This window comes from Paenibacillus sp. B2(2019), assembly GCF_008370385.1.
Taxonomy (GTDB): Bacteria; Bacillota; Bacilli; order Paenibacillales; family Paenibacillaceae; genus Paenibacillus_AQ.
This window is the reverse complement of the sequence record NZ_VTZR01000019.1, coordinates 69,842-94,957: the sequence shown is the minus strand read 5'-3', so window position 1 is coordinate 94,957 and position 25,116 is coordinate 69,842. Positions and strand designations below refer to the sequence as shown.

General features: G+C 41.4%; 20 protein-coding genes. 12 read left to right on the top strand and 8 right to left on the bottom strand.

All coding sequences use genetic code 11. The features are described 5' to 3' along the window. Positions 1–10 precede the first annotated feature (10 nt). Together PAENI_RS16760 and PAENI_RS16755 are read left to right on the top strand one after the other, a co-directional pair. A complete protein-coding gene (locus PAENI_RS16760) occupies positions 11–3,163 on the top strand; it encodes an alpha-mannosidase (protein ID WP_149646079.1) in 3,153 nt (1,050 codons plus the stop codon). 129 nt (positions 3,164–3,292) lie between these two features. Next, positions 3,293–6,700, top strand: coding sequence for a glycoside hydrolase family 2 protein (locus PAENI_RS16755; protein ID WP_149646078.1), 3,408 nt, complete (start codon positions 3,293–3,295; stop codon positions 6,698–6,700). A gap of 57 nt (positions 6,701–6,757) precedes the next feature. On the opposite strand, the gene PAENI_RS16750 is transcribed toward PAENI_RS16755, so the two are convergent. The 4 genes from PAENI_RS16750 to PAENI_RS16735 all read right to left on the bottom strand — a co-directional run bounded on the left by PAENI_RS16750 (position 6,758) and on the right by PAENI_RS16735 (position 9,295). Further along, on the bottom strand, positions 6,758–7,186 hold the full coding sequence (locus PAENI_RS16750; protein ID WP_262495638.1) for an ROK family protein: 429 nt from the start codon (positions 7,184–7,186) through the stop codon (positions 6,758–6,760). Positions 7,187–7,215: 29 nt separating this feature from the next. Further along, positions 7,216–7,455, bottom strand: a complete 240-nt coding sequence (locus PAENI_RS16745; RefSeq protein ID WP_149646076.1) for a hypothetical protein — start codon at positions 7,453–7,455, stop codon at positions 7,216–7,218. Positions 7,456–7,595: 140 nt separating this feature from the next. Next, the gene (locus PAENI_RS16740) at positions 7,596–8,246 is read right to left on the bottom strand and encodes a class I mannose-6-phosphate isomerase (RefSeq protein WP_223178965.1); all 651 of its coding nucleotides are present in this window, start codon (positions 8,244–8,246) and stop codon (positions 7,596–7,598) included. 179 nt (positions 8,247–8,425) lie between these two features. Beyond that, a complete protein-coding gene (locus tag PAENI_RS16735) occupies positions 8,426–9,295 on the bottom strand; it encodes a LysR family transcriptional regulator (protein WP_076286242.1) in 870 nt (289 codons plus the stop codon). A gap of 151 nt (positions 9,296–9,446) precedes the next feature. Here PAENI_RS16735 and PAENI_RS16730 point away from each other — a divergent pair, with 151 nt between their 5' ends. The 7 genes from PAENI_RS16730 (at position 9,447) to PAENI_RS16700 (ending at position 19,638) form a co-directional block, all read left to right on the top strand. Then, positions 9,447–11,183, top strand: a complete 1,737-nt coding sequence (locus tag PAENI_RS16730; RefSeq protein WP_149646074.1) for an ABC transporter ATP-binding protein — start codon at positions 9,447–9,449, stop codon at positions 11,181–11,183. Next, on the top strand, positions 11,180–12,919 hold the full coding sequence (locus tag PAENI_RS16725; RefSeq protein ID WP_149646073.1) for an ABC transporter ATP-binding protein: 1,740 nt from the start codon (positions 11,180–11,182) through the stop codon (positions 12,917–12,919). Before PAENI_RS16730 ends, PAENI_RS16725 begins: the two co-directional genes overlap by 4 nt. A 153-nt stretch (positions 12,920–13,072) precedes the next feature. Then, positions 13,073–13,852 (top strand): sporulation protein, encoded by a 780-nt coding sequence (locus PAENI_RS16720; protein ID WP_149646072.1) that lies wholly within the window; start codon positions 13,073–13,075, stop codon positions 13,850–13,852. A gap of 197 nt (positions 13,853–14,049) precedes the next feature. Further along, complete coding sequence (locus tag PAENI_RS16715; protein ID WP_042189353.1) at positions 14,050–14,763, top strand: ABC transporter ATP-binding protein; 714 nt, start codon at positions 14,050–14,052, stop codon at positions 14,761–14,763. Next, a complete protein-coding gene (locus PAENI_RS16710; RefSeq protein WP_149646071.1) occupies positions 14,756–16,357 on the top strand; it encodes an ABC transporter permease in 1,602 nt (533 codons plus the stop codon). The genes PAENI_RS16715 and PAENI_RS16710 overlap by 8 nt, the downstream gene beginning before the upstream one ends. A 135-nt stretch (positions 16,358–16,492) precedes the next feature. After that, positions 16,493–18,100, top strand: coding sequence for an S-layer homology domain-containing protein (locus PAENI_RS16705; RefSeq protein ID WP_188114603.1), 1,608 nt, complete (start codon positions 16,493–16,495; stop codon positions 18,098–18,100). 245 nt (positions 18,101–18,345) lie between these two features. Further along, positions 18,346–19,638: a galactokinase gene (locus PAENI_RS16700; protein ID WP_149646069.1), complete on the top strand. Its 1,293-nt coding sequence runs from the start codon at positions 18,346–18,348 to the stop codon at positions 19,636–19,638. Positions 19,639–19,731: 93 nt separating this feature from the next. Here PAENI_RS16700 and paiA read toward each other — a convergent pair whose 3' ends face one another. The 4 genes from paiA to PAENI_RS16680 form a co-directional block, all read right to left on the bottom strand. Then, positions 19,732–20,250, bottom strand: coding sequence for a spermidine/spermine N(1)-acetyltransferase (gene paiA / locus PAENI_RS16695; protein ID WP_149646068.1), 519 nt, complete (start codon positions 20,248–20,250; stop codon positions 19,732–19,734). Positions 20,251–20,275: 25 nt separating this feature from the next. Continuing rightward, entirely contained in the window at positions 20,276–20,728 is a 453-nt protein-coding gene (locus tag PAENI_RS16690; protein WP_149646067.1) for a MarR family winged helix-turn-helix transcriptional regulator, read from the bottom strand. Positions 20,729–21,070: 342 nt separating this feature from the next. After that, positions 21,071–21,787, bottom strand: a complete 717-nt coding sequence (locus PAENI_RS16685) for a glycosyltransferase family 2 protein (RefSeq protein ID WP_149646066.1) — start codon at positions 21,785–21,787, stop codon at positions 21,071–21,073. Further along, positions 21,784–22,491 carry a glycosyltransferase family 2 protein gene (locus tag PAENI_RS16680; RefSeq protein WP_149646065.1) on the bottom strand — a complete coding sequence of 236 codons (708 nt, stop codon included), beginning with the start codon at positions 22,489–22,491 and terminating at the stop codon, positions 21,784–21,786. Before PAENI_RS16680 ends, PAENI_RS16685 begins: the two co-directional genes overlap by 4 nt. A 340-nt stretch (positions 22,492–22,831) precedes the next feature. On the opposite strand from PAENI_RS16680, the gene PAENI_RS16675 reads away from it, so the two are divergent. From PAENI_RS16675 to PAENI_RS16665, 3 genes are all read left to right on the top strand, one after another. Continuing rightward, positions 22,832–23,404: a hypothetical protein gene (locus tag PAENI_RS16675; RefSeq protein WP_149646064.1), complete on the top strand. Its 573-nt coding sequence runs from the start codon at positions 22,832–22,834 to the stop codon at positions 23,402–23,404. A 68-nt stretch (positions 23,405–23,472) separates the two neighbouring features. After that, entirely contained in the window at positions 23,473–24,141 is a 669-nt protein-coding gene (locus PAENI_RS16670) for a hypothetical protein (protein ID WP_149646063.1), read from the top strand. Beyond that, positions 24,104–25,111, top strand: coding sequence for a leucine-rich repeat domain-containing protein (locus PAENI_RS16665; protein ID WP_149646062.1), 1,008 nt, complete (start codon positions 24,104–24,106; stop codon positions 25,109–25,111). The genes PAENI_RS16670 and PAENI_RS16665 overlap by 38 nt, the downstream gene beginning before the upstream one ends. Positions 25,112–25,116 lie beyond the last annotated feature (5 nt).

Below are 25,116 nucleotides of genomic sequence, written 5' to 3'. Positions count from 1 at the left end.
GGGATTATTAATGATTAGAATACAACGGTTCATTCGAGAGTTATCTGAACGACAGTGGCTCGAATCGATCCCCATTAAAGACTGGGACGTACAAGCAACGGAATATATATTACCTGGTAAATATACCGAGGAACGTCCCTTTGTCGGAAGCGATGCTTTTGATTTATTCCCAAGCAAACAAGGTACAACGTATATGCTGCGAACGACGTTATCCATTCCGTACGAATGGGCTGATGACGCAGTAGGCTTATATTTCACCTCTGGATCAGGTGGAGAAGGACTGCTTCGTATTAACGGGCAGTCATTTCAGGGGTTGGATCGAAATCATCCATTTGTGAAGATACCAGCACGGGTTGGCAAACAAATCGAAGTGGAGATTGAACTGTTTGATGCTGTACCGGAGCCTGTGGATCCCTTAAATCAGCAAGCAACCATTCATGCACCCATTCGCAAGATTCATAGCACGCTAGTTTATGTGAACACAACAGTGCAGTCGTTGATGTATTCTGTGAGCGTCATTATGAATGGTGCGGAATTGCTACCAGCGTCAGATTTTCGTCGTACTCGCGTGATGGAAGCTCTATATACAGCTATGGATGCATTTACTTTGCTATCACAAGAGAAGATTGCAGGCGGTGCCGCAGCTTCAATTGAACACCACCTTGTCGAACAAATAAGACAGATCGGTGGCAATAGCGAAGGTGTCATCCATATGGTAGGACAATCTCATATTGATATTGCATGGCTGTGGCCATGTCGTGAGACAGTGCGTAAGACGAGTCGGACGTTCTCAACTGTAAATGCTTTAATGGATGAATTTCCTGAATATCGGTATGCACAAAGTCAGCCGTTACTCTTCGAGTATTTGAAGATGAATGATCCTGTCTTATATGAGCGTGTGAGAGAACGAATTCGTGAAGGTCGCTGGGAGCTCGTCGGTGGCATGTGGGTAGAGCCGGATCTCAATATACCAAGTGGTGAATCATTGATGCGGCAAATGCTCTACGGCCAACGATTTTATCAACAGGAATTTGGCAAGCGATCCTTTATAGAATGGTTACCGGATACGTTTGGTTATTGTGCCTCATTACCGCAAATTTTGAAGCATGGTGGCATGCGTTACTTCATGACGACGAAGCTGAATTGGAATGATACGAACCCATTTCCGTATGACTTGTTTTATTGGGTAGGCATTGACGGAACACCGCTGCTATCGTATTGCAACCATGGGGTGAACGAGGATACCCAGCCGAAGGATGTTCATGAACATTGGCAATCATATCGGGAGAAAGCTAACCATCCGGAACAAATGTTATTGTACGGACATGGGGATGGCGGTGGCGGTGTCACGCGGGAAATGCTCGAATACATTCATCGCTCCGATCTCATGATCGGTCAGCCCACCTCTCAATTTAGTAGCGCGGAGGCATTCTTCACGGGTGTTTCGGAAGCGAATCCAAATTTACCGAGCTGGCATGGTGATCTGTATCTTGAATTACATCGAGGTACGTATACGACACATGGGCGTAACAAACGTAATAATCGGAAGGCTGAGGTTCTGTATCGTGAAGCAGAGTTATGGTCTACGTTGGCCCGATCATCGCTGAGCGTAGAACAAGCAACGACGTTACAGCAGGATTTACATGAGGGATGGAAGTTGATTTTATTAAATCAGTTCCATGATATTATTCCGGGTTCTGCCATTACAGAAACGTATGAGACATCGATGAAAGAGTATGTGGAAGTATTCGAGCGTGGGACAGCAAGCTTACAGACCGGGATGGCAGCCATTGCAACAAATATTCAGATCCAAGGGACGATGGAAGGAACACCGTTCCTTGTATTGAATAGTTTGGGCTGGAGCCGTGATTGTGTATTAGAGCTGACTACCCAGGATCTTATCGATCAAGGTGTTACGAATATTGAATGGCATCGCTTATCGATCGTGACTACGGATGGAGAATCATTGGATTATGAAGTTAGTACCTATGGAACGACCAAGATCCTTCGAATTCGTGTACCGAATGTTCCGGCAATGGGCTACAATACGATTCTAGTACGTGAAAATGAAGTAACTGTAGTGCCAGAATCGCCGAAAGTATTACCAGCGCTGCTTGATGTGTGGGAGACAGCCTACTATTGTATACGCTTCAATGAACAAGGAGAAATAATAAGCTTATACGATAAACAAGCGAATCGTGAGATTGTGAAGGCGGGTGAACGGGCGAATCAGTTTCATTTCTTCCATGATCGTCCGACGCTATGGGATGCGTGGGACATTGATCCGCGCTATGAGCAACAGTCTGCTGGAGAGGCATTTCTGTTAGAGAAGAAGCTAATCAGCTCAGGAGCTGTTGCTGATGTTATAGGCTTCCGTTGGCGTATAGGACAATCCACGATTGAGCAGGAGATGGTTCTATATCATCATCATGCTCGCATTGAGTTTAGAACAAAGGTGGATTGGCAGGAAGCTCATAAGCTGCTGAAGGTGGGCTTCCCACTCGATGTTGTAACAAGTCGAGCCACTTATGAAATACCGTTCGGTGCTTTAGAGCGGAATACACATCGCAATACAAGCTGGGATCAAGCGCAATATGAAGTATGTGGTCATCGCTTCGCTGATGTGTCTGAGCATAGCTATGGTGTCAGTGTGCTGAATGATTGTAAGTATGGTTATGATACCCAAGGAAGTACGATTCGTCTTTCCTTGCTACGTGCGCCAAGATGGCCGGATATATCGGCAGATCAGGGATATCATGAGTTCACCTATGCACTGTATCCACATGCCGGCGATTGGCGCCAAGGACACACACTTCGAGCAGCAGCAGAGCTGAATCATCCACCTGCTTATATTGCAGCATCCACCGTAGATGCTACAGAGCTACAGAGCACGAATGTATGGGATCGATGTTGTTCATTGCTTCCTTTTACAAGTGAGCATGTTGTCTTGGAGACGGTCAAATGGGCTGAGGATGACGATGGCATCATTCTTCGTATGTATGAATCCGCTGGAGGTCGTGAGACGATCGAGCTGAAGTGGCCGTATCCACATCAAGCGGTGTATGTATCGAATGCCTTGGAAGAAGAAGTCATGTTAATGGACAGCTGGCAACTGACCTTTACACCTTATGAAATAAAAACGATCAAGATTAAGACTGTATAGTCAAAATTGGATGAATCCTGCATCTGAAAGACATAGGAAGACGACTACGGTTCGTTCTCTTCCTATGTCCATTTCGGTATGATTTTGACGCTAGGCATCCATCAATATATGCTCGGAGGTTGAATTAGCATGATCATGGCAACATCAGTACTAAACAATTCGACAGCATGGAAAAGACCTACAATAATTACGAAGCCTACCTATACTTCGGGCACGAAAGATCCGGTGATATGTCTCAATACATGTCTTGAGAATCAATGGTATTTCAGTATGAATACACTCTCAATGGACCATATTGAGGCACAAAATCTCGATTCTTATGATTGGCATGAAATCATTGTTCCTGGTGAAGTCGTAATGCAAGGCTTTAATATCGAGAATGACACTCCTTACTACTACAAAACTTCTTTTGTGATTCCAGAAGATTACGATGGAAAGCATGTAATATTAAGGTTCCATGGTATATATTCCAAAGCTAAAGTATGGATAAACGGCTTCTATAACCGTGATCATCTGGGTGGATTTACGACATGGGATTGTAATATTACGGATCAGATCCACGCTGGGCAAGCTACTACTGTAATCGTTGAATTCATCGATGATATTTGGGACCCTTCAATTGGTAGCAAATACGCTCATCATAATATAGGTGGGATTCTAAGGTCGATTGAGCTTATTGCAGTACCCAAAGCGCATCTTACTAGATTTCATTATGACATTGAATTTGACACCGCTTACAATAACGCGTTTTTGCATGTATCATTAGGTGCCGAACTGAATCAAGCTAATGCTGCTTATGTTCAATTGGAGCTAACAGACCAACAACAATCCCTCGTAACACTTGAAGAGCACTCTATCTTTTTTGAGCCTGAGCAACAACACCTCGATATATCCTTCAACATTCAACACCCAAAGAAATGGAATGCTGAGCAGCCCTATCTATACACCCTACATGCCAAGTTATTTGACGATGAGCATCAATTGATCGAGCAAGCTGAAGTACAGGTTGGATTCCGACAAATCTGCTTCGCAGGAAAGAACGGGACAGATCCGAAAGAAATCTACATTAATGGAGAACGAATTAAATTAAGAGGCACATGCCGCCATAGTATCCATCCAAAGCTCGGTAGAACAACAACACCAGAAATGGATATACAGGATGTCATATTGCTACGAGAGCAAAATGTTAACTACGTACGAACCTCCCACTATCCACCATCGGAGGAGTTTCTTGCGGCGTGCGATGAGCTTGGCATGTATGTAGAGGAAGAAACAGCCGTTAACTTCCAGTATGCAAATGGACCTGGACCATGGCGGGATGACGAACCATGGTATATGAATCAATTAGCAGAAATGATAGAACGTGATCGTTCTCATCCTAGCGTCATAATATGGTCCTTAGCTAATGAGAGTGGCTGGCGCGCTAATGAGGAAGGGGATAAATTCAGAAGACAGCTGCAGTACGTTCAGCAAGAGGAGACGACTCGGCCAACTAAATTCAGTTATCCGTTCTTAGTTGAGGATGGCAGTACAACCGATATTTACAGCGCACATTATATTGATTATACAAATGATATGGATTACCACTTAGTTACTTATGGGGTGTCTGAGAAAGATATCGTAATTAACTATTCTTCTCCTGTTATTCACGATGAATATGCACATATCGCTTGCTATAACATCGAGGAACTTGAACGAGACAATAACGTACGCAACTTCTGGGGAGAGAGTGTATATAAGATATGGGAGAAGATTGTCAATACGCATGGTGCGCTTGGTGGTGCATTGTGGGCTAATATTGATGATATATTCTTCCTGCCTGATGGTGTCCCCGAACGACATCAACAGCATTCAATTGGTACTGCCGCAGGATACGGAGAATGGGGTAATATGAGTGATGTCTGGCGCAGACATAAGCCTGAATATTGGATGACTAAGAAAGCCTACTCCCCAATTCGGATTAAGGAAGGCACCGTTGGGAATCCAGGATATGCCCCACTCATCATCTCAATTAGTAACTGGTTCAATCACACTAACCTGAATGAGGTGAACATTGGCTACAGCATTCACGTGGATGGGCAAATTATTCCTCAACCGTCTTTCTATGGACCTGATATTAAGCCATACTCAAGTGGGCAACTCGAACTTCCAGCACGAGATTGGAGCGATCGAGAGCGCATACATTTACAGTTTCAAACATCGGATGGGATAGTCGTAGATGAATATCTGCTCCCAATTGCAACAAGACAGTTCATATTCTGTGATGCCCAGTATGAAGCATTAAAGGTCGAAGAAACGGATGAGCAATATCTCATTCGTAACAACATGGTTTCTTTCACATATTGCAAAGAATCAGCGATGCTCTCTCAAGCAACTTTCCAAAACCGAGTCATACTTACAGGTGGCCCGCATTTGAATTTGACTGGTGTCGAGCTTGGTAATTGGATTCCAGGTTCCATTCATGTAGAAACTTGCGAGAATGACCAGCAGATTGTAGTCACAACTACTGGTCATTACACACTAGGCATAAAAGTTTTATTTGTTCAGAAGCTGTTCGCAAGTGGTAAATTTGAAATTCGCTATACGGTGGACAATGTTGAACTTGAGCTTGAGATACAAGAACTTGGTGTAGCAATCGATATGCCTGAGCACATCGATTATGTGGAATGGCAGAAATCAGGACGATTCAGTGTTTATCCTGAGAATCATATAGGGAGACTTACCGGCCGTGCCAACCGGGTTCGTAAAGCTAGTGATGAACAACCAGATGTTTACGGAGAGCAACCTGCGTGGGAATGGAAAGACGATATGCGCAACTATTATTTGGAACGTAAAGACGATTCTACTAAAGGAATAGTTACTAATGATTTCCAAACGATGCGAGAGTATATTCACTTCTATGCTGTTGGCCTAGCAGATACGGACGCCACTCTACGCGTAGAATCCAACGGAAACGAGGCTGCTCGAATAGCTTATATGTATCAACCGCCTACATTAGTTAGTTATGCGGATACCGATTCATTAACCATTAAGGGTGAATGGCAGCACCTACAAGATTCAAAAGCTATCATAGGTACGGTGTGGCATTCGAATACTCCGGGATCTACCATTGAATTCTCATTTTACGGTACAGGCGTTCAGTTCATGTATAAGAAACATAAAACTGGTGGAACGATGCATGTTCACGTAGATGATCAGCCCAAGCATATCATTGGTACACATAGTGATATTGGTATGCCACTGTACCAACAACGATTTACTTGCAGAGAACTTCCACTCGCGTACCATAAGATTACCATTGGAGTCCCCTTCGATTACGAGGGAGCGGAAGTTGTCATCGAGGCATTCGAAATTCTGAATGATACCATTCCTGCAAAAATCATAGCACAGCTTATTATCAATCAAGCCTGGTATTACCCAGCGTTAGGCTGGGGGAACTATTGCGGAGAACCAATCCGTATTGAATCAGGTTATTCGCAAATGACTACGTTCAGAATGACTAATAATCCTCAAATGATTATAGAGTACGGTAAATAACGTATGATAGTATGAAAGGTGGGCTACTCAAATAATGGGTAGCCCACCTTCCATTTTTTATGAGAATAATTGATCAATACCTTTGAACGTATTCTCTATAACATGCTCAGATGTATAAATAGATAGATGATGTGGTAGTAGTCCCTGTTCGAGCGGAGGTCCAAATACATCAAAACTTTTCGCGATTTGTCCGCCAAGCACGAGTCGCTGTGCTCCAAAGCCCACGATATAGGGATCAAGCATCTCAGCTAGACACGAACCAAATTCTTCGAATACTTGTTTATAGGCGAGGTTTCCCTGTCTTGCCAGATCAGCGAGCTCCTTCACATCCATGCCTTCTATCCAAAATCCACGTTCCTGTGCGGCATGTAGAATACCAGGACGGGAGAACACTTCATCGATCATTGTATGGCGATAAGGCTTATTATAGAGCTCTCCATTACGAGGAACTCCCTCACCCTCAATTCGGATTTTTCCTTGATCAATGAAAGCAGAGCCCAGCCCTGTGCCGAGTGTTAAAGAGATAAAACGTTCTTGTGGAACACTGCAGCAGATAAATCGTTCGATAATGTTGTTCCAAACATATATTGGTATTGCATGATCGTCATGAATTGCTGGAGCGTAGTGCTGGCATCCTCACTTGCAAGCGAAGGGACTTGGAATTGAGAAGCTTGAATGGAGCAGCCATTCATGACGAGACTGGACTTGATAAAGGTCCCGCCAACGTCGAGTGCGATAACGAATTTAGTCTTCAAGGAAGCTCACATCCCAAGATTTGGATACCACAGTTTTTATGAGCGTACAAGGCTGGCTACCTAAATTCTCAACTCGATAGGCACCGAATGCAGCAGGCAGGATATAGGACTCCGCATACCGGAATTCGACTGATACGGATTCATTGTCGCAGGATATAATTCTCACCTTCTACGAGATTGAACATGACCATTTGGTGATCCGTATGATCTTCCCATTTATCAGTTAAATGTAATCGGTGTACATAGAAAAGTAGATCCTCTCGTTGACCAAGTTCCACCATTTCGTTGCGACCTTGGGATTGTAATAGTACGGGCTTAGCGATTAAATTCTCCTGCACCCACGCTGTTTTCTTATAGAAATCAATATTCGGAAAGGCGTGATCAATATTAATCGGACGAGGTTTACCATCCATTCCTTTGCGCAAGAAATCATAGATTTTAAACGTAAACCACCATGTTGTTGATGAAATCTCGAGGACAAGATTATTTTTTCCTGATGCATGCATTGTACCTGTTGGAATGAGGAATAGGTCGCCTTTTTCAGCTTCAAACTCGTTTACATAGTCTTTTAATGGGATAGGAATAGCCGTTTCCTGCGCTGTCTTCACCGCTTGATAGAAATTTTCTTCGGTGCAGGTATCCGTTAATCCCAAATAGACATGGGATGTTCCTTGCTTCTCCATAATGTAATAGGATTCTTGCTGCTCCATAAATTCATTAAATTCACTTCGAATATACGATTGCTTAGGATGGACTTGGCAAGATAAATTGTCACCCTCTATCGTATCCAATTAGTCGAAGCGAATCGGGAAGTAATCTCCGAATAATTGAACGTTGCGTTCGCCGAGAATGGCAAGATACTCATAATGCATCACAGTAAGGAAGGGGATTTCGATGTACTCACCTTGATATTCCAGAATAATAGAGTTCTTCGGTGCGATCGCTACATATATAGTAACATGCCTGTTGTTTAACCATTCTTAAAGCTTTCAATAAACTTGGAAGCTAGTGATGATAAGTATTTATCCTTGATCCAGACGGCGGCGACCCGCGTGCGAAGCGACTCACTACTGATTTCTTTATAGATCAAATTACGATTACTCGTTAATTCGAAAGCGGATTTGGGGATAATTCCGATGCCAAGACCAGCATTTGCCCAGAGCAGTGTTGTTCGCGCATCATCATTCATACAGAAAATTAGCGGATCAAAACCATTCTCAAGACAGGTTTCCCGGATAAGCTGCTCAAAACGGCGGTAGATAATGAGCGGCTTATCTTTTAACTCACCGATCTCAACGAAGTTTTCATCTGTTTTCCAGTCATACTCTGGAGTCATTACGGCAATCATAGGCTCAGCTTGTGTGTAAAGACATTCTAAATTTGTAGCATTAAAGGGTGTCCGGACAATGCCAATCTCGACAATGCCCTTGTTCAAAAGGTCGATGATTCTGAAGGTATTCCCTTCATGGATTTCAAATTTAACGCCTTGATACGTTTTGTGAAACTCACATAGTCGATCTTGGAGAAGGGTCGCTCCTGAGGAAGAGACAGTGCCAATGGCGAGAGTTCCTTTTAAGCCTTTGACAAAATCATTGAGCTCCCGGGCAGTGGAATCAGCTAGCTCCAGAATTTGTTGAGCCCGGTCACGCAAAATGGCTCCTGCTTCGGTAAGTTGTACACTGCGCGGACCTCGATCTACAAGCTTGACGCCTAGTTCTTCCTCAAGCAGCTTAAGCTGTTGACTGAGCGGAGGCTGAGCCATTTGCAGCTTTCTGGCTGCAGAAGTAATCTGCCCTTCCTCAGCGATAGCCATAAAATATTTAAGCTGTCTAATATCCATAAAAAGAATCCTCCGAACTTGAGATATGTTAATCGTATGGGAGCGATACGAATCAAATATTATTAATATGTGAGTAGATATGCCATAATCATAACTGTTATTATACATATTTCAAGTGCTTAAATACTTCTTATGTTGGGTGTGGATGACGTTGTTTAAAATTGCAGTCTATTTAAAACCGTACAAAAAAGAAGCCATCATCGGTCCAATCTTCAAGCTGATGGAAGCGATTCTGGAGCTGATTTTGCCTACCATTGTCGCGTTAATCATCAATAACGGGGTAGGAAATCATGACAGTGCTTATGTATACCGTATGGGTGGCCTGATGGTGCTGATGTCTCTGCTTGGCTTCGGTTGCTCCATGGTGTGCCAATACTATGCAGCACGAGCATCTCAGGGATTCGGCACGACGCTTCGTAATAAAATGTTCAAACATATTACATCTTTATCGTACGCTGAGCTGGATAAGTTCGGTACGCCTACGCTGATTAACAGAATTACCAATGACGTAAACCAGCTGCAGATTGCAGTGGCTATGCTGATTCGCCTTGTTATTCGTGCGCCGTTTATCTGCATCGGGGCTATCATAATGTCCATGATTTTGGATTTTAGATTATCGCTGATTTTAATAGCGGCAACGCCGATTTTTGGCATTATATTATATTTTATTATCACTCGAAGTGCACCTTTGTATCGAAAATACCAGCAGAAGCTGGATGCCCTTGCGCTCGTTCTTAGTGAGAATTTGTCGGGGATTCGAGTCATTCGTGCTTTTGCGAAGAGACGTACGGAAAAAGAACGTTTTGATGCCTCATCTGAGGATTTAACCACTACAGCGATCCGGGTCTCGCGGATTTCCGCTTTACTTGGACCTATGACGACACTTGTAGTAAACGCGGCGATCATAGCTATTTTATGGGTAGGTGGAATTCACATTGATGGGGGGCGATTGTCTCAAGGTGAGATCATTGCCTTTATCAATTACGTCACTCAAATCTTGCTGGCACTTATAGTGGTCTCCAACTTGGTCATTATTTTTACAAAAGCCTCATCTTCTGCCAATCGTGTGAATGAAGTGCTGAGTGTCAAAGCATCCGTGTCCGAGGACGGGAATGTTGTGATGACTGAACCTGATCATACCGCTCCTGTCATATCATTCGATCATGTATCGTTTGGTTATAATACAACAGGAGAATTGGCATTAGAGGATATTTCGGTAGTCATTAACCGCGGAGAAACTGTGGGGCTGATTGGCAGTACGGGTTCTGGTAAATCTACTTTCGTGAACTTAATTCCACGTTTTTATGATGCAGTGCAAGGTGAAGTTAAAGTGGATGGAGTGAATGTCAGAGATTATAAGCTGCATCAGCTTCGAGAGAAAATAGGGATTGTGCCGCAAAAAGCAGTGTTGTTTACAGGAACCATCGCTGAGAATATTCGTTGGGGTAAGGAAGACGCAAACGAGGAAGAAATCATGCAAGCAGCCTTTGTTGCTCAGGCGGAAGAGTTTATTCGTAAATTGCCAGAAGGATTGAATACGCAGGTATCACGTGGCGGACTTAATTTATCCGGGGGGCAAAAGCAGCGCTTGACCATAGCTCGTGCAGTGGTAGGTAAGCCGTCGATTCTAATTCTGGATGACTCCTCCAGTGCGCTGGATTTCGCTACTGATGCGGCTCTACGTAAAGCGCTCAAAGAGAGCAGCCAGCAAATGACCGTACTCGTTGTCTCGCAGAGGGTGAGCACTGTAAGGCAAGCGGATAAAATTATGGTATTTGAGGAAGGGCGGATCGCCGGTGTCGGAACCCATGAGGAGCTGATGCGTGGTTGTGAAGTGTACAAAGAAATCTGCCTGTCCCAGCTATCGAGTGAGGAGTCGGGCCAATGAACAAAAACAACATTTGGAAAAGACTAATTGTATATACAGGACATTATAGAAAAATAGCTATTGGGGCAGTTATATGCGCGTTACTCAGTGTGATCGCCAGTCTAATCGGACCACTACTTATCGGTAAAGCCATTGATTTTATGATCGGACCGGGAGAGGTGGATTTTGACGCCGTACTTAGACTGCTTTTGATTCTGGCAGCGGTATATATTGTCGGCAGCTTTTTCGGATGGCTCCTTACCTATCTGACGAATCGAATCGCCTACCGGACTGTATATGACTTACGGCGGGAGCTTTTTGATAAATTAAATGTTTTGCCTTTAAAATTTCACGACAACCACCCGCAAGGAGACAGTATCAGCCGGTTTGTTAACGATATGGATGCCGTCTCTGATGGACTGCTGCAAGGTTTCTCCACACTGCTTACAGGGATCATCACCATTGTTGGGGCAATTGTGCTTATGTTGTACATCAGTCCTCTGATGACCTTAGTAGTTCTTCTGTCAGCACCCGCCACCTTTTTTGTGGCCAGATTTATTACGATGCGCTCTCAAAAGATGTTTAAAGAGCAGGCGAAGATTCTCGGTGGTCTCAATGGCTATGTGGAGGAAATGATCGGCGGGCAAAAAGTAGTCACCGCTTATCATTATGAAGAACGTGCAATGTCTCAGTTTGAAGAACAAAACGAGACGTTATATCAGACTGGTGTGAAGTCACAATTTTATGGCTCCTTATCCAATCCGACAACGCGGCTAGTAAATAACGTTACGTTCTCAGTTATAGCTATGATCGGTAGTGTTATGGTAATTCGGGGTCATTTCACGGTAGGGGATCTGTCCAGTTTCTTGATCTTCTCCAACTTGTTCGCTAAGCCGTTTAATGAAATAACAGGTGTGATTACACAGCTTCAATCGGCAACTGCCTCTGCGCAGCGGATCTTCGCCATTCTCGATCTAACACCAGAACCCGCTGATTCTAAGGGCGCCAAAATCATGAGTACAAGTCAAGGAACCATTACCTTCGAAAAAGTATCATTTGCTTATAATCCAAAACGTCCCTTGATTAACGATTTCAGTCTAGAAGTGAAGCCCGGTACCCGAGTTGCGATTGTAGGTCAGACTGGAGCAGGGAAGACGACGCTGGTAAACCTGCTCATGCGTTTCTACGATGTGGACCGTGGGTCCATCAAGATTGATGGTGTGGATATTAAGACCATTACACGTGACAGTCTGCGACGTAATTTTGGGATGGTGCTGCAGGATACTTGGCTCTTTGGGGGCACGATCAGAGATAATATTGCTTACGGAAAACCTGGGGCTACAGAGGAGGAAATCATCGCTGCTGCTAAAGCTGCTAATGCTCATAGCTTCATTAAACGTCTGCCTGAAGGGTATGATACGAAGATCAGTGGCTCAGGGGATAATCTCTCCCAAGGACAGAAGCAGTTACTTACCATTGCACGAGTAATGCTTGTAGATCCGCCTATGCTCATCTTAGACGAGGCTACAAGCAGTATTGATACATTAACTGAGGTACGGATTCAGAAAGCTTTTCTGACTATGATCGCTGGTCGGACCAGCTTTGTGATTGCCCACCGATTGTCAACGATTCGAGAGTCGGATCTTATTCTTTTTATGAAGGATGGAGACATTGTGGAGAGTGGTGCGCATGATCAACTCCTAGCCAGCGGTGGATATTACGCCAGATTATATAACAGTCAGTTCGCCTCAGCGTAGACTTTGTGAGGAAAAAGAAGTGTTCGACCCTATTTGGGGTGAGGATGCTTCTTTTTTGTCAGTAGCATGGCATTTACTGTCCCGTAAATGAAACCTCAGGTGGTTCCCTTCGTATCCTTAAATATGCAAATATTAGGGAGGGAATTCATTACAATGTCAATGTTTAAACGAATGCTCGCGAGTGCCGGAATTGGAGCGGCTAAAGTAGATCTCATGCTCCATCAAGATTTCGTGAACGCAGGTGATACGATCAGTGGTACCGTTCGAATTCAAGGTGGCCGAGTGGATCAGGAGGTCGATGACGTCTACGCATTCGTTAAGACACGTTACTTGAAAGAGCTGAACGATAAGAAGATGGAAGTGGAAGCGACGGTATCCAAATTCCTGTTAGCAAGTAAATTCAAAGTAGTGGCGGAGCAGGTCTATGAATTTCCTGTCTCATTCCAGCTTCCGGCGATAACGCCAGTGACGTTAGGTAGATCGCCGGTTTGGATTCAAACCGGACTTGATATTAAAGAGGCAATTGATCCGAAGGATCAGGATTATCTTCAAGTAGGCCCTCATCCATATTGTGCTATTATTTTGGATGCGATGAATAAGCTCGGGTTCCATATTCGTGAAGTGACTTGTGAATATGCACCGCGTTACGGCAGGATCAATGGGTTAGATTTTGTTCAAGAATTTGAATTCGTTCCCCCCTCACAGTTCCGGAATCAACTAGACGAATTAGAAATCGTTTTCTTTCCAAATGAGGATGGCATTGAGTTGCTCCTACAGATTGATCGTAAGGCGCGTGGTTTAGCTGGTTTGTTCGCCGATGCGCTTGATACAGATGAGAGCTTTGTGAAAATACGCTTTGATCACAATCAACTTGCTTACGGAGTTGACTCTGTAGCTGATCAACTGCTCGCAACGATCCATAAGTACGTATAAACAGGATTATAAAAGAGAGGGGAGAACCCCTTTCTTTTTCGTTTTTATAAAGAAAAATTTATTTATATGAAGGAATGAACTAAATGGACAGGATAAACGTACTATAGTAAAACTATCCTAATAACGTATGAAACGGTAGACATTGATTGCATGATGAAAGTTACTAATACGAATACGAACGGAGAGGGAGTGCCAAGATGCTGACAATAAAGCATTTTACCAAGAGCTATAAGGGCGGTAAGAAGGCAGTGAATGACTTGAACTTAGTGGTCGAGAAAGGCGATATTTATGGCTTTATCGGTCATAACGGCGCGGGGAAAACAACGACGATTCGGGCAGTAGTAGGTGTTCTTGATTTTGAAGAGGGGGATATCGAAATAGGTGGACATTCCATCAAAAAAGATCCTTTAGCCTGCAAAGCGATCACTGCGTATATTCCAGATAATCCAGATCTATACGATCATCTGACCGGCATTCAATACTTGAATTTTATTGGTGATCTTTTTAGTGTATCGAAAGCAGATCGGGAGTTGTTGATAAAGAAATATGGTGATGAATTTGAGATTACATCTCATTTGGGGGATTTAATCTCCTCGTATTCTCATGGTATGAAGCAGAAGCTCGCGATCATCTCAGCACTGATACATAAACCGAAGCTGTTAGTTCTGGATGAGCCCTTTGTGGGACTTGATCCAAAAGCGGCACACACGCTTAAAAAAATCATGACGGAGATTTGCAGTCAGGGCAGTGCGATCTTTTTTTCAACGCATGTACTGGATGTAGCGGAGAAGCTCTGTAATAAGATTGCCATTATCAAAGCGGGAGAATTGATTACGCATGGGAAAACAGAAGAGGTGAAGGGTGACAGCAGCCTTGAAGATGTATTTTTGGAGTTGATTAAGCATGATTAATATCTGGAGATTGATGAAGATTCAGCTGATCTCTTCCTTTGGGTTAAATAAAGCTTTGCACACACGTGATGTGAAAGAAAGACAAAAAATGCTGTGGCTGACCATCGGGATCCTAATTGGAATTGTTATGATGGCTGTGGTTTCATTTGGTTATAGCTATATGATAGCAGAGACCCTTGAACAGATTGGCCGGCCAGAGCTGCTCCTTGCGATAATGATGGCAGTTACTTGCTTAATCGGATTTTTTACAACGATCTATAAGGCTAGTGGTGTATTATTTGGCTCCAAAGACTACGATCTCGTAATGTCGCTGCCAATCAAAACGAGTCATATTGTAGCAAGTCGGGTGGCTCAGCTTTATGTGTTAAACCTATTCTTCTCTTTGATGGTGATGGTACCTGCAGGCATTGTTTATGCTATAAAGGTGAATCCCGGCGTACTATATTATTTGTATTTTTTGATTACACTGTTATTTATTCCATTAGTGCCGATCATAGCTGCAACGATTATAGGTGCTCTGATCAGCTGGGTTTCCTCAAGATTTAAAGGAAGTCGTATAATAACGCTCATCCTAACTTTTGTTGTAATTATTGCTATAATTGTTGGTTCAGGTCAAATAAATGGTAACAATCCACAATTACTTGCGGATATGAGCGCTCAAATTGCTGATCAAATATACAACTTGTATCCTTTGACGCTTATGTATGTAAATGCGGTTTGCTCGTTTCAGTTTGATTCCTTAGTATTGTTTATTGGATTTTCGCTGATTTCTTTTATGCTGTTTACCATCGTGCTTGGTAGCAAATATAAAGCGATCCACACAGGTCTTACGACTTCTTTTTCAAAAAATAAATATCAAATGAAATCACTTGCAGTATCCTCACCGCTTTATACATTGTATAAAAAAGAGCTGCGTCGCTATTTTAGTTCTTCTATCTATGTACTTAACACGAGTATAGGCATGGTAATGTTACTTGTATTGGCGATCGCCTTACTGTTCGTTAGTGCAGAGCAACTAGGACAACTCGTTGAGATACCAGAGCTTTCAAATTATCTGAATCGACTGGCTCCACTGTTTGTTTCCGTTTTTGTAACTTTAAGCTGTACGACATCCAGTTCTATATCGCTCGAAGGTAATAATATTTGGATTTTAAAAAGCGCACCTGTGCCGACATTAACGATATTGCTAAGTAAAATTGCAGTGAATCTTACGATTACCGTGCCGATTGCGGTTGTAAGTAGTGTGCTCCTTATGATATCCCTAGGTACGGGATGGGTGGAAAGCTTGCTATTATTGGTTATTCCGGTCCTTTATGCTTGTCTTACTGCAATGACTGGTGTACTCGTTAACTTGAAGTTACCTAAACTGGAGTGGACAAATGAAGTATCGGTAGTCAAACAAAGCGCATCCGTCTTAGTGGCGATGTTGATAGGGTTTATAAGCTTACTGATTCCATTTGGTTTGAGTCTGCTGCTATCTGATCTGAATGGCAATCTCGTATTGTTAGGGATTGGATTACTAATAATAGTGGTTTGTGGTGCGATGTATCGATATATTCAATCCAAAGGGGAGCTTTTATTTCGGGCTCTTTAAATCATAGGGGGATCCTAAAAGTCGTAACGGCTAGTGGGATGCCCTATTTTTTTTGCGCTCTACCAATATTTTAGCAGTGTTTATAGCTTCTATCCTTGGTATAATTCGAAGATTATATCCGAGGAGGATCATCTCGTGAACAATAGATTTGGTAGATTTGTAATTACGATACTTGTAGTAGTGCTTGTAGCTGGAGTATTTATTCAACATATATCGGCTGATGATGAGGCGCCTTTTAAGGATATAGATACTAGTTATGCTAAAAATGAAATTATAGATTTGTATCACCGCAACATATTAACCGGCACAACGGCGACAAGCTTCTCACCTACTAAATCGATTACTAGAGCGGAATTCATTACGGTTCTTGACCGTCTGCTAAAGCTTGATCCGGCAGTCAGTCCAGTATCTCCTTATACAGATGTAGCTAAAAAAGCTTGGTATTACGGCTGGATACAGGCAGCTGTTCAGCTTGAACTGGCTAACGGCACATCGGCAACTACTTTCACGCCAGCAAAAGCAGTTACCAGGCAGGAAGCGGCTGTATGGATGGCCAAAGCTTTAAAGCAAACAAACCATACTCATGCTCTAACTTCGTTCAATGATCGAAATGAAATTGCTAGCTGGGCAAGATCAGCTGTTGCAACTGTAAATGATCTAGGTTTAATGAAGGGGGATAATCGCAAGAATTTCCGACCCTCTGATCCTATAACTAGACAGGAAACGGCCGTCCTCATTGACCGAGTGCTGCAAAATGAGAGTTGGGCAGCAGAACTCGATGATGAGCCGGAGGATCGAATCGTTATAGGCTGGCAATATGGGCAGACGACGGCACAATATGAGAATACGGTTCTGAAATCCAACGTTAACACCTTATCACCACGGTGGTATTATGTAGGAAAAACAGGTGCAGTAACGGATTCAACGGATACTTCGCTGATCACATGGGCAAAGAAGAATAATAAGAAAATATGGGCGATGGTAGGCAATCGATCGGATCAAGAAGCGACCCATCAAATGTTGTCGAGTGTAACCACAAGGAATACTGCAGTAAATCAATTAGTAGCTTTAGTGAGTAAATATAGATTAGATGGACTAAACATTGATTTTGAAAATGTAGCGCCTGACGATCGTGAGTATTTGACCTCGTTCATTACATTATTAGCTGAGAAAATGCATGCTCTTAACGCGAAGCTATCAATAGACGTCTCTCCTGATCTTGGAACAGATTGGACAGATGCTTTTGACTACGCTGCACTAGGAAAGCAAGTGAACTATATGGTGATGATGGGTTATGACGAACATTATGACGGGAGTAAGCTTCCAGGGCCCAATGCTTCTATTCCTTTTGATCAACATGCAGTGGATACTGTACTAAAGGACGTACCCAGCCATAAGGTTATATTGGCACTGCCTTTATATAATCGTGATTGGATATTGAATCAGAATGGTACGGTTTCGTCTTCAAAGTATATCTCGCTTCCGGAGCAAAATCAGATTATTAGTAGCTATGGAATGAAGCCCGTATGGAATGAGACTTTAGGACAATATGTTGCCAACTATTCAAAGCAGTCCATAAAACACACGATCTGGATTGAGGATGGCCGTTCATTAATAGCAAAATACGATTTAAGCGTTAAGAACAATCTAGCCGGAATTGCTTATTGGTATATAGGTGGGGAAAGCGCAGATATATGGTCTAGCGTAAGTAATGCAGAGAAATTTTACGATTATACCTTTTAAAAAGAAAGACTGGATGCATATAGCTATCTTGCTATGGCATTCAGTCTTTTTATTTAGTTATCACAGCGCAACAACTGCGCGTTACGGTGAAAGCTCTTGGCACGCAACATATACACTAAATATATATATTTGAGGAATTATAAGTCATAATCATCCATATAAAAGTTACATTTTTCACTAGTATGAAATAATTAATAAATGCTATATTCTTCTTGATCAATTATACATATGGAGGAATTCAAAGGATGCCATCAATTACAGAAACAATTCAACTGATCGAATCAAAAGAATTTCAAAGAACACTAGAAAGTCTGTATGGTGATGTTCCATCTATCATTAACGATCAAAAGCAAAGATATAAAACCTTGGTTCAGGAATATGTAAAAAAATTTGCAGAGGGCGAAGTGTTTCTCTTTAGCTCACCAGGGCGCAGTGAAATTAGTGGCAATCATACAGATCATAATCTAGGTAAAGTAATTGCTGCCAGTATAAACATGGATTGTATTGGAGCGGCTGCGAAAAATGATCAAAATATTATTCGTATAAAAAGCATTACCTATAACGAAGACTTCATTATTGATTTAAATTCGAGTGGGAATAGCCTTAACCTTTCAGGAACATATACCTTAGTTAAAGGGATTTTGGACGGTTTTGAACGTTACGGTTATAAATTAGGCGGTTTTGATGTTTGTATCACAAGTGATGTCATAAGTGCAGCAGGTGTAAGCTCATCAGCTTCTTTTGAGATGTTGATATGTTCTATTATTAATTTCTTCTACAACAATAACGAGATGGATGTCGTTACATGTGCCAAGATAGGCCAATATGCAGAGAATTCAGAGTGGAACAAACAATCGGGTTTGCTCGACCAAATTGCTTGTGGATATGGGGGACTAATTTCGATTGATTTTAAAAACATCGAGGCTCCGCTGATCACTACATTAAATTTTTCATCCATTGACAAAGGTTATGAGTTATTTATTGTCCCCACAGGTGCAAACCATGCAGATTTAAGTGAAGAATACTCCTCAATTCCAACAGAAATGAAGGCTGTTGCCCGAGAACTTGGGAAAAATGTGCTTCGTGATTTAGAAAATCAAGATATATTGGACAACCTGGACAAACTTAGAGAGAGTGTTGGAGATAGAGCTGTATTGAGAGCACTGCATTTCTATGAGGAAAACATTCGAGTTGATCAACAAGTAGAAGCTTTGACAGACGATAATGCAAACAGCTTCATAAGACTCGTAAATGAATCTGGAAACTCATCCTGGAAATGGCTGCAAAATTGCTATTCTAACTCTACTCCTACTGAACAGGGTGTGACACTATATTTGGCATTAACTGAGCTGTTTATCAAGGAGAAGGGGGCAGGAGCCTGCAGGGTACATGGAGGCGGTTTTGCAGGAGTTATAATGGCTTTATTGCCAAAAGAATACACGGATTCCTATAAAGCATATATGCACTCATTTGGTGTTGAGCAGATTTATCCTGTCCGCATTCGTAAGCATGGTGCTATTAATTTAAATCTATTATAGGCGTTTATCAGTCGGCACCTAGTTAGCGTATATCTATATACTTGGTGCCGATTTTTTTTCTGATGATGTTCTAGTTTACGAAATATGAGAATATTAACTGAGTGTTTTAGTCATTATAAAATCTATTTGTTCTTCATTACCCATATAGAAAGAGTGAGTCCCTGTTTGAACGAAATTCATTTTTTCATAGAATTTAATTGCATTCTCATTTTTTTCCCAAACGCCTAACCAAATCTTCTCTTTATTCTGATCTTTTGCTATGTCTAAAGCCTTATTCATCAGGTATTTACCTAGTCCCCGTTTATGAAATTTCCCCCTGATATAAATCCTCTCGATTTCAAGCGAATGAATACCCATTTTTTCTGATTGGGCATCATTAAAGTTTAGCTTTAAATACCCAGCAACTTCCTTATTCAAAAAAATAAAATAGAATTCCGAACAATTATTCAATAATTCTTTTCCTAATTGTTTCAAATTAAAAGCACGATCTAAGTAAGCATTCATAATTGCAGGTGAGTTTTGATTCTGAAATGTTTCGTTAAATGTTTCAACACTGATTTCTTGGAGTAACCCTAAATCTTCAAACGTACACTTTTTTATATTTATGGTCATTTTTATTTGTCCTCCGTTTACTAAGTCAATAATCTCTTTTGTTTCCTTTTTTGACTAACTCCCAGTCTTTTTCTACATTTTTTCTGACTCTCTGCAGCAAGGTAAACATAGTTTCTACTTCACTCTCAGAGAATCCAGATAATGCGACCTTATTGGAATAATCGTTTTCCCTTTTTATGTATGGGTACAAAGTAACCCCTTTCTCCGTAGGAAATAGTTTTTTTATTTTTTTATTTTGATTGTCTTCTTTCTTTTCAATAAATCCATTAATTTCTAATTTCTTAATTGCACGTGAAGCTGTTGTTCGATCTACTTTTATCAACTCAGCTAACTTTTCTTGAATTATTTCTGGGTTTTCACATATTCGAACAAGGTACAAATATTGCCCTTTTGTAAGGTCATGTTCTGCAAATTCTATATTGCTTATTGAATCTAATGCCCTAGCTATCATTCCAATTTCACGTAGGATTTCCTTCATAAATAACTCCTTAGCGCGTGTTTTGTTGTAAATGCAATAAATAATATATATTAATTTATCTCATAATTGTTGCATTTGCAATAAAAAATAAATAAATAAAATAGCGAGGTGAGTAAAGTGAAGCGTGACTTCTATGTATTAGAAATTTATAAAACTAACTCTTGGTATTTCACGATTGGAAGCCCTTATAAAAAGACTGGATAGCAACATGGTTATGTTGCCATCCAGTCTTTTTATTGGGTTATTACCGCACAAATGGTAGTCCCTCGTTATTGAACAGTGTCCGGTAACATCAGCAAATAACTCGATCTGGCGAAAGTCTGCATTTCGTATTTCATTAATTCAGTTTCGAGTAACGTATTTTTTGAAGTTTTTCACTTTTATAACTTTAACTCTTTTGGATAAAAGCTTCTTGTCGCTGATGATCCAGGTGTGATCTTTAGAGTTTTTCCTACGAATTGCTGCGAAGTTATACCTATTACCTGCGTAAATCTTAAAGCCATGAGCTGCGCAATCAGCACAAAATTTAACGCATTCACCTCTGTTCCGATTTGGAAAAGAGATCTGATTGAACACCTTGCGTTTAATGAGTAGGGTCGCACCTTGAACATTGGTTACATATTTATTTTCCATTCGGAGGTAACGAAGTAAAAGTAACTTCTTATCATTCAAATACATATAGTGAGCCCGTTTTCCAACGATATCTGCTTTAGTCTTATGGAGTATTTGCATGCTATCAGTTAAATAGTTGGAAGCGTAATAATCGTCATCATCAAATTTTGCAATATAACTATAATTCGCTAATTGCACACCAAAATTCAAACAATAACCGAGAGAATGATGTTCCGGTACTTTAAAAACCCACACATTCTTATGTTTTTTTGCAGCAGCTTTATAGTCATCTAACTTCAAACTATCATTATTTATGATTACGATAAGTTCTTTAAGATTAAAATTTTGTCGTCGATAGTTATCAAACAGTGTATTTATACAGTCAGCTCGTTTCGTACAGGTCAGAATAGATACAGCAGATATAGTGGAATCTGGAGCCCGTTTCATAACTTGATCTTTGGACTGCGTCCAACAAATGCTTTGTAATTTTTAATATTACGGACGATCTTATGGTTTGCTATTAAAGTGCTATCACTGATGATCCATGTGTGCTTTGAAGAGTTTTTTCTACGGATGGCTACGAAGTTATTCTTACTCGCAGAATAAACCTTATAACCTTTCTTTCTGCTTCTGCTGCAAAAAAGATCATCTTCACCCACGTTTTTATTAGGGAATTTTACATGATCGAATACTTTACGTTTGAAGACGAGTGTAGCGCCTGGGAGATGGGAAACTGTTCGATGTTCGTCATGTGCAAAACGAAGGATTAAAGTCTTTGAACCACTTAAATACATATAGTGAGCTCGTTTTCCAAGAATATCAGCATTTGTTCTATTTAATGTCTGAATACTTTCTGTCAAATAATGAGGGGCATAATAATCGTCGTCATCGAATTTGGCGATGGTATGATATTTGCATTTCGTTACGGCATAGTTTAAGCATGAACCCAGAGTTTGATGTTCTGGCTTACGAAATATCTTTATGTTTTTGTGATTTTTAGCTAACTGTTGGTAGGGAGATAGTGGAATTGCATTGTTATTGATAATAATGATGAGTTCTTTTTGGGCATATCGTTGTCTGTTGTAATTTTGGAGTAGGTTGTTTAAATAATTTTGACGATTTGTACAGGTAATAATGGAAACACCATTCATTTAACCAACCCCTCAGATGCTTTTTTTGGAAAAAGTCTCATAATACGATATGTCCAAGTTAGGATAGAGTAACGGCATATTAACCTCAGGGATGCAAAAATGGATTTTTATAAAGAACACAAAACCACAGTCATGACTGTGCTATCGAGATCTAGCTCAGCTTGAAGCAACAATACAGTATCTCTCCCTAGTAAAGGCCATTTTCAAAATTCAGGTGAAAAGTAGGAAGACTCAGGACAAATGATCACTATAATGGAAATAAGAGACATACTTAGATACAATCTATAGGATATAAATAAGAATCAGTCTGAATAAGAAAGCGATTAGAGGAGGCCATCTCGTGGGAAGATCATTCGCAAATTTGCATATCAAGTCGAACAACCTTGATAAGACTGTCGAAGCATTAAGAGAGCTAAGCGAAGGGCATGCCACAGTATTAGGCAAGCCAAATAATGAGGCTCAAAAGTTCAATGTTGTCATGTACGTAAGCAAAAGCAACGAGTACTGGATCAGCGTGCTCCATGATTATTTTGTATGGGGTACGGTGAAGAAGATCGGCAAAACGCTGTCTCGGCTTATCGAGGAGCCAGTGATGACCGCCGGATATATAAATGAGGAAATATTCGAGTTGTCGTTGTTCGAGAATGGAGATATTGAGGCCGAAAGAATCTTTTGTGAACAGTGGACGAGGGATGAATATGAACAACTCAAAGAAGAGCGTCTTAACGATGACTATTTGCAGAAAGCGTTGGATATCCGCAATGAGGATTTTGACGACTTCATTAGCATTACGAGTCCGGCACAAGCCGTAGATAAGCTGTCAGAACTCGTAAGAATGTCATTATGGAGCGATTGGGAGTGGATCCCGCACGAAGAAACTCTCAATGAACGATTTGCGAAATATGAATTTTGAAAATACATGAGCAAATGGCTAAGGTCATCTGAGATGACACTTTAGAACATGGCGGTGAGAGAAAAGAAATGGACAGATTAAAGAACAGCGGATTTTATAAACTTAGATTCTTCATAAGGCCGGAAGAGTTTGAAAGCGTTTTGAAGCTTTTTGAACATAAGCAAGCGCAATTTTATCTAACCAATTATGCCCAGACAGAGCATGACCAGAATCAGGTGTATGAGGCGTATCAGTCATTTTATCATTATTTTACGGCAGAGGAAAAAAGGAATGATGGTCACCCATTCTTTGTTTATTCCATTTCTGTTGCGTCTGATAATGAAAGCTCCGGATTTTTTGCGAGAAATGAAGGTGTCCATTTTCCCTATTACGGACAATGGGCAGAGGATGAATTGCCGTGTATCTTGCTTTCATTTCCTAAAGGCTTTCAAATGGATTTGGAAGATGAAAACGGGAAGTATTATATCTATGAGGATATCAGGGATCATAAGCCGTTAACTTATAAGTTTTTCGATGAAATAAAAGACTCCATTAATAAAATGACAAAGCCGCTTCGCTTCTCGACGCATGATGCAGATGCTATGAAGGAGCAAAAGCCTTCTGTGCGTATAAGCCATGATGCGATTCACGATTTGAGCAAATCGTGGATTTTCAGTAAATACGGGCTTGTGATCAATGGCAAAAAAGGAGGATTAATGGATGCGAAAAATATGGAAAAAAAGAATTCTGATCAATAATCCTGCCCTGCTGGACCGGGATCTGATCGAGCGGGATTTGCACGACGGTAACCAAGTGATTATTCAATTTTCTCACCCGGATTTTTATGGCTCCATATTGGAAGAAGTGGATGAGCTTTGCGCGCGCTGGGATGAGGATTTCGGAGTACGTTTCTACGCCCACTATTCGCTGTCTTTTGATTGTCATACTCTCTTGCGGATTCCTCATGTGAAAATGCTGCACCTCGATAGTCTCACCCAGGCACATAACACTGAAGCATTGGCGAAGCTGGATCACCTGCGCAGTTTGAGCATAGGCATATACGAGCTGGAGAATTCGGAAATTCTGGGGATTGATACGTTGCACTCTCTAAATAAATTAAACATTATCTCGGATAAAAAGACCCTCAACCTGCAATATTTTAGAGAGTTCTCTGATCTGGAGGAATTGCATGTAGGGGGTAAGGTTAAAAACCTTGATGCTATAGGTTATCTGGAGAACTTGAATTATCTCGCGCTGCATTCGATCAGCAAACTGCCGTTACATTGTATTAACCGGCTGAGGAAGCTGGAGCACCTTCGCATTTTGCTTGGAGGCCGGGAGCACATTCAGGAAATTGAAGAGAATACAATCGAGAACCTGGAGATTACTAGAGTCCGCGGCTTCCATGACCTGACCAATATTACAGCCTTTCAAGCGCTGAAGAGACTTGTTATTGAGGATCAAATCCAACTGAAGGAAATCAGCTTTAACCAGGAAATGAAGGCACTGGAGGAACTTTCTATTAGGAATTGTAAAGGCTTAACCCGTTTGACGGGAATGGAGCAACTACCTTTGCTGCACACGCTTCGTATTCTCAAGACGGCAATCGATTTTGATTCCTTTATCCATCAGAAACTTCCGAATTCTTTATCTTCAGTGGAGTTTGCAACTTTCAAAAGTAAAGCAGACCGGGAAATACAACAATCTTTAGCAAAATTGGGTTTTTAATAAAA

Coding starts and splice junctions, on each gene's coding strand:
- PAENI_RS16760 (WP_149646079.1), top strand. CDS start 11: ATGATTAGAATACAACGGTTCATTCGAGAGTTATCTGAACGACAGTGG.
- PAENI_RS16755 (WP_149646078.1), top strand. CDS start 3,293: ATGATCATGGCAACATCAGTACTAAACAATTCGACAGCATGGAAAAGA.
- PAENI_RS16735 (WP_076286242.1), bottom strand. CDS start 9,295: ATGGATATTAGACAGCTTAAATATTTTATGGCTATCGCTGAGGAAGGG.
- PAENI_RS16725 (WP_149646073.1), top strand. CDS start 11,180: ATGAACAAAAACAACATTTGGAAAAGACTAATTGTATATACAGGACAT.
- PAENI_RS16720 (WP_149646072.1), top strand. CDS start 13,073: ATGTCAATGTTTAAACGAATGCTCGCGAGTGCCGGAATTGGAGCGGCT.
- PAENI_RS16715 (WP_042189353.1), top strand. CDS start 14,050: ATGCTGACAATAAAGCATTTTACCAAGAGCTATAAGGGCGGTAAGAAG.
- PAENI_RS16710 (WP_149646071.1), top strand. CDS start 14,756: ATGATTAATATCTGGAGATTGATGAAGATTCAGCTGATCTCTTCCTTT.
- PAENI_RS16700 (WP_149646069.1), top strand. CDS start 18,346: ATGCCATCAATTACAGAAACAATTCAACTGATCGAATCAAAAGAATTT.
- paiA (WP_149646068.1), bottom strand. CDS start 20,250: ATGACCATAAATATAAAAAAGTGTACGTTTGAAGATTTAGGGTTACTC.
- PAENI_RS16690 (WP_149646067.1), bottom strand. CDS start 20,728: ATGAAGGAAATCCTACGTGAAATTGGAATGATAGCTAGGGCATTAGAT.
- PAENI_RS16685 (WP_149646066.1), bottom strand. CDS start 21,787: ATGAAACGGGCTCCAGATTCCACTATATCTGCTGTATCTATTCTGACC.
- PAENI_RS16680 (WP_149646065.1), bottom strand. CDS start 22,491: ATGAATGGTGTTTCCATTATTACCTGTACAAATCGTCAAAATTATTTA.
- PAENI_RS16670 (WP_149646063.1), top strand. CDS start 23,473: ATGGACAGATTAAAGAACAGCGGATTTTATAAACTTAGATTCTTCATA.
- PAENI_RS16665 (WP_149646062.1), top strand. CDS start 24,104: ATGCGAAAAATATGGAAAAAAAGAATTCTGATCAATAATCCTGCCCTG.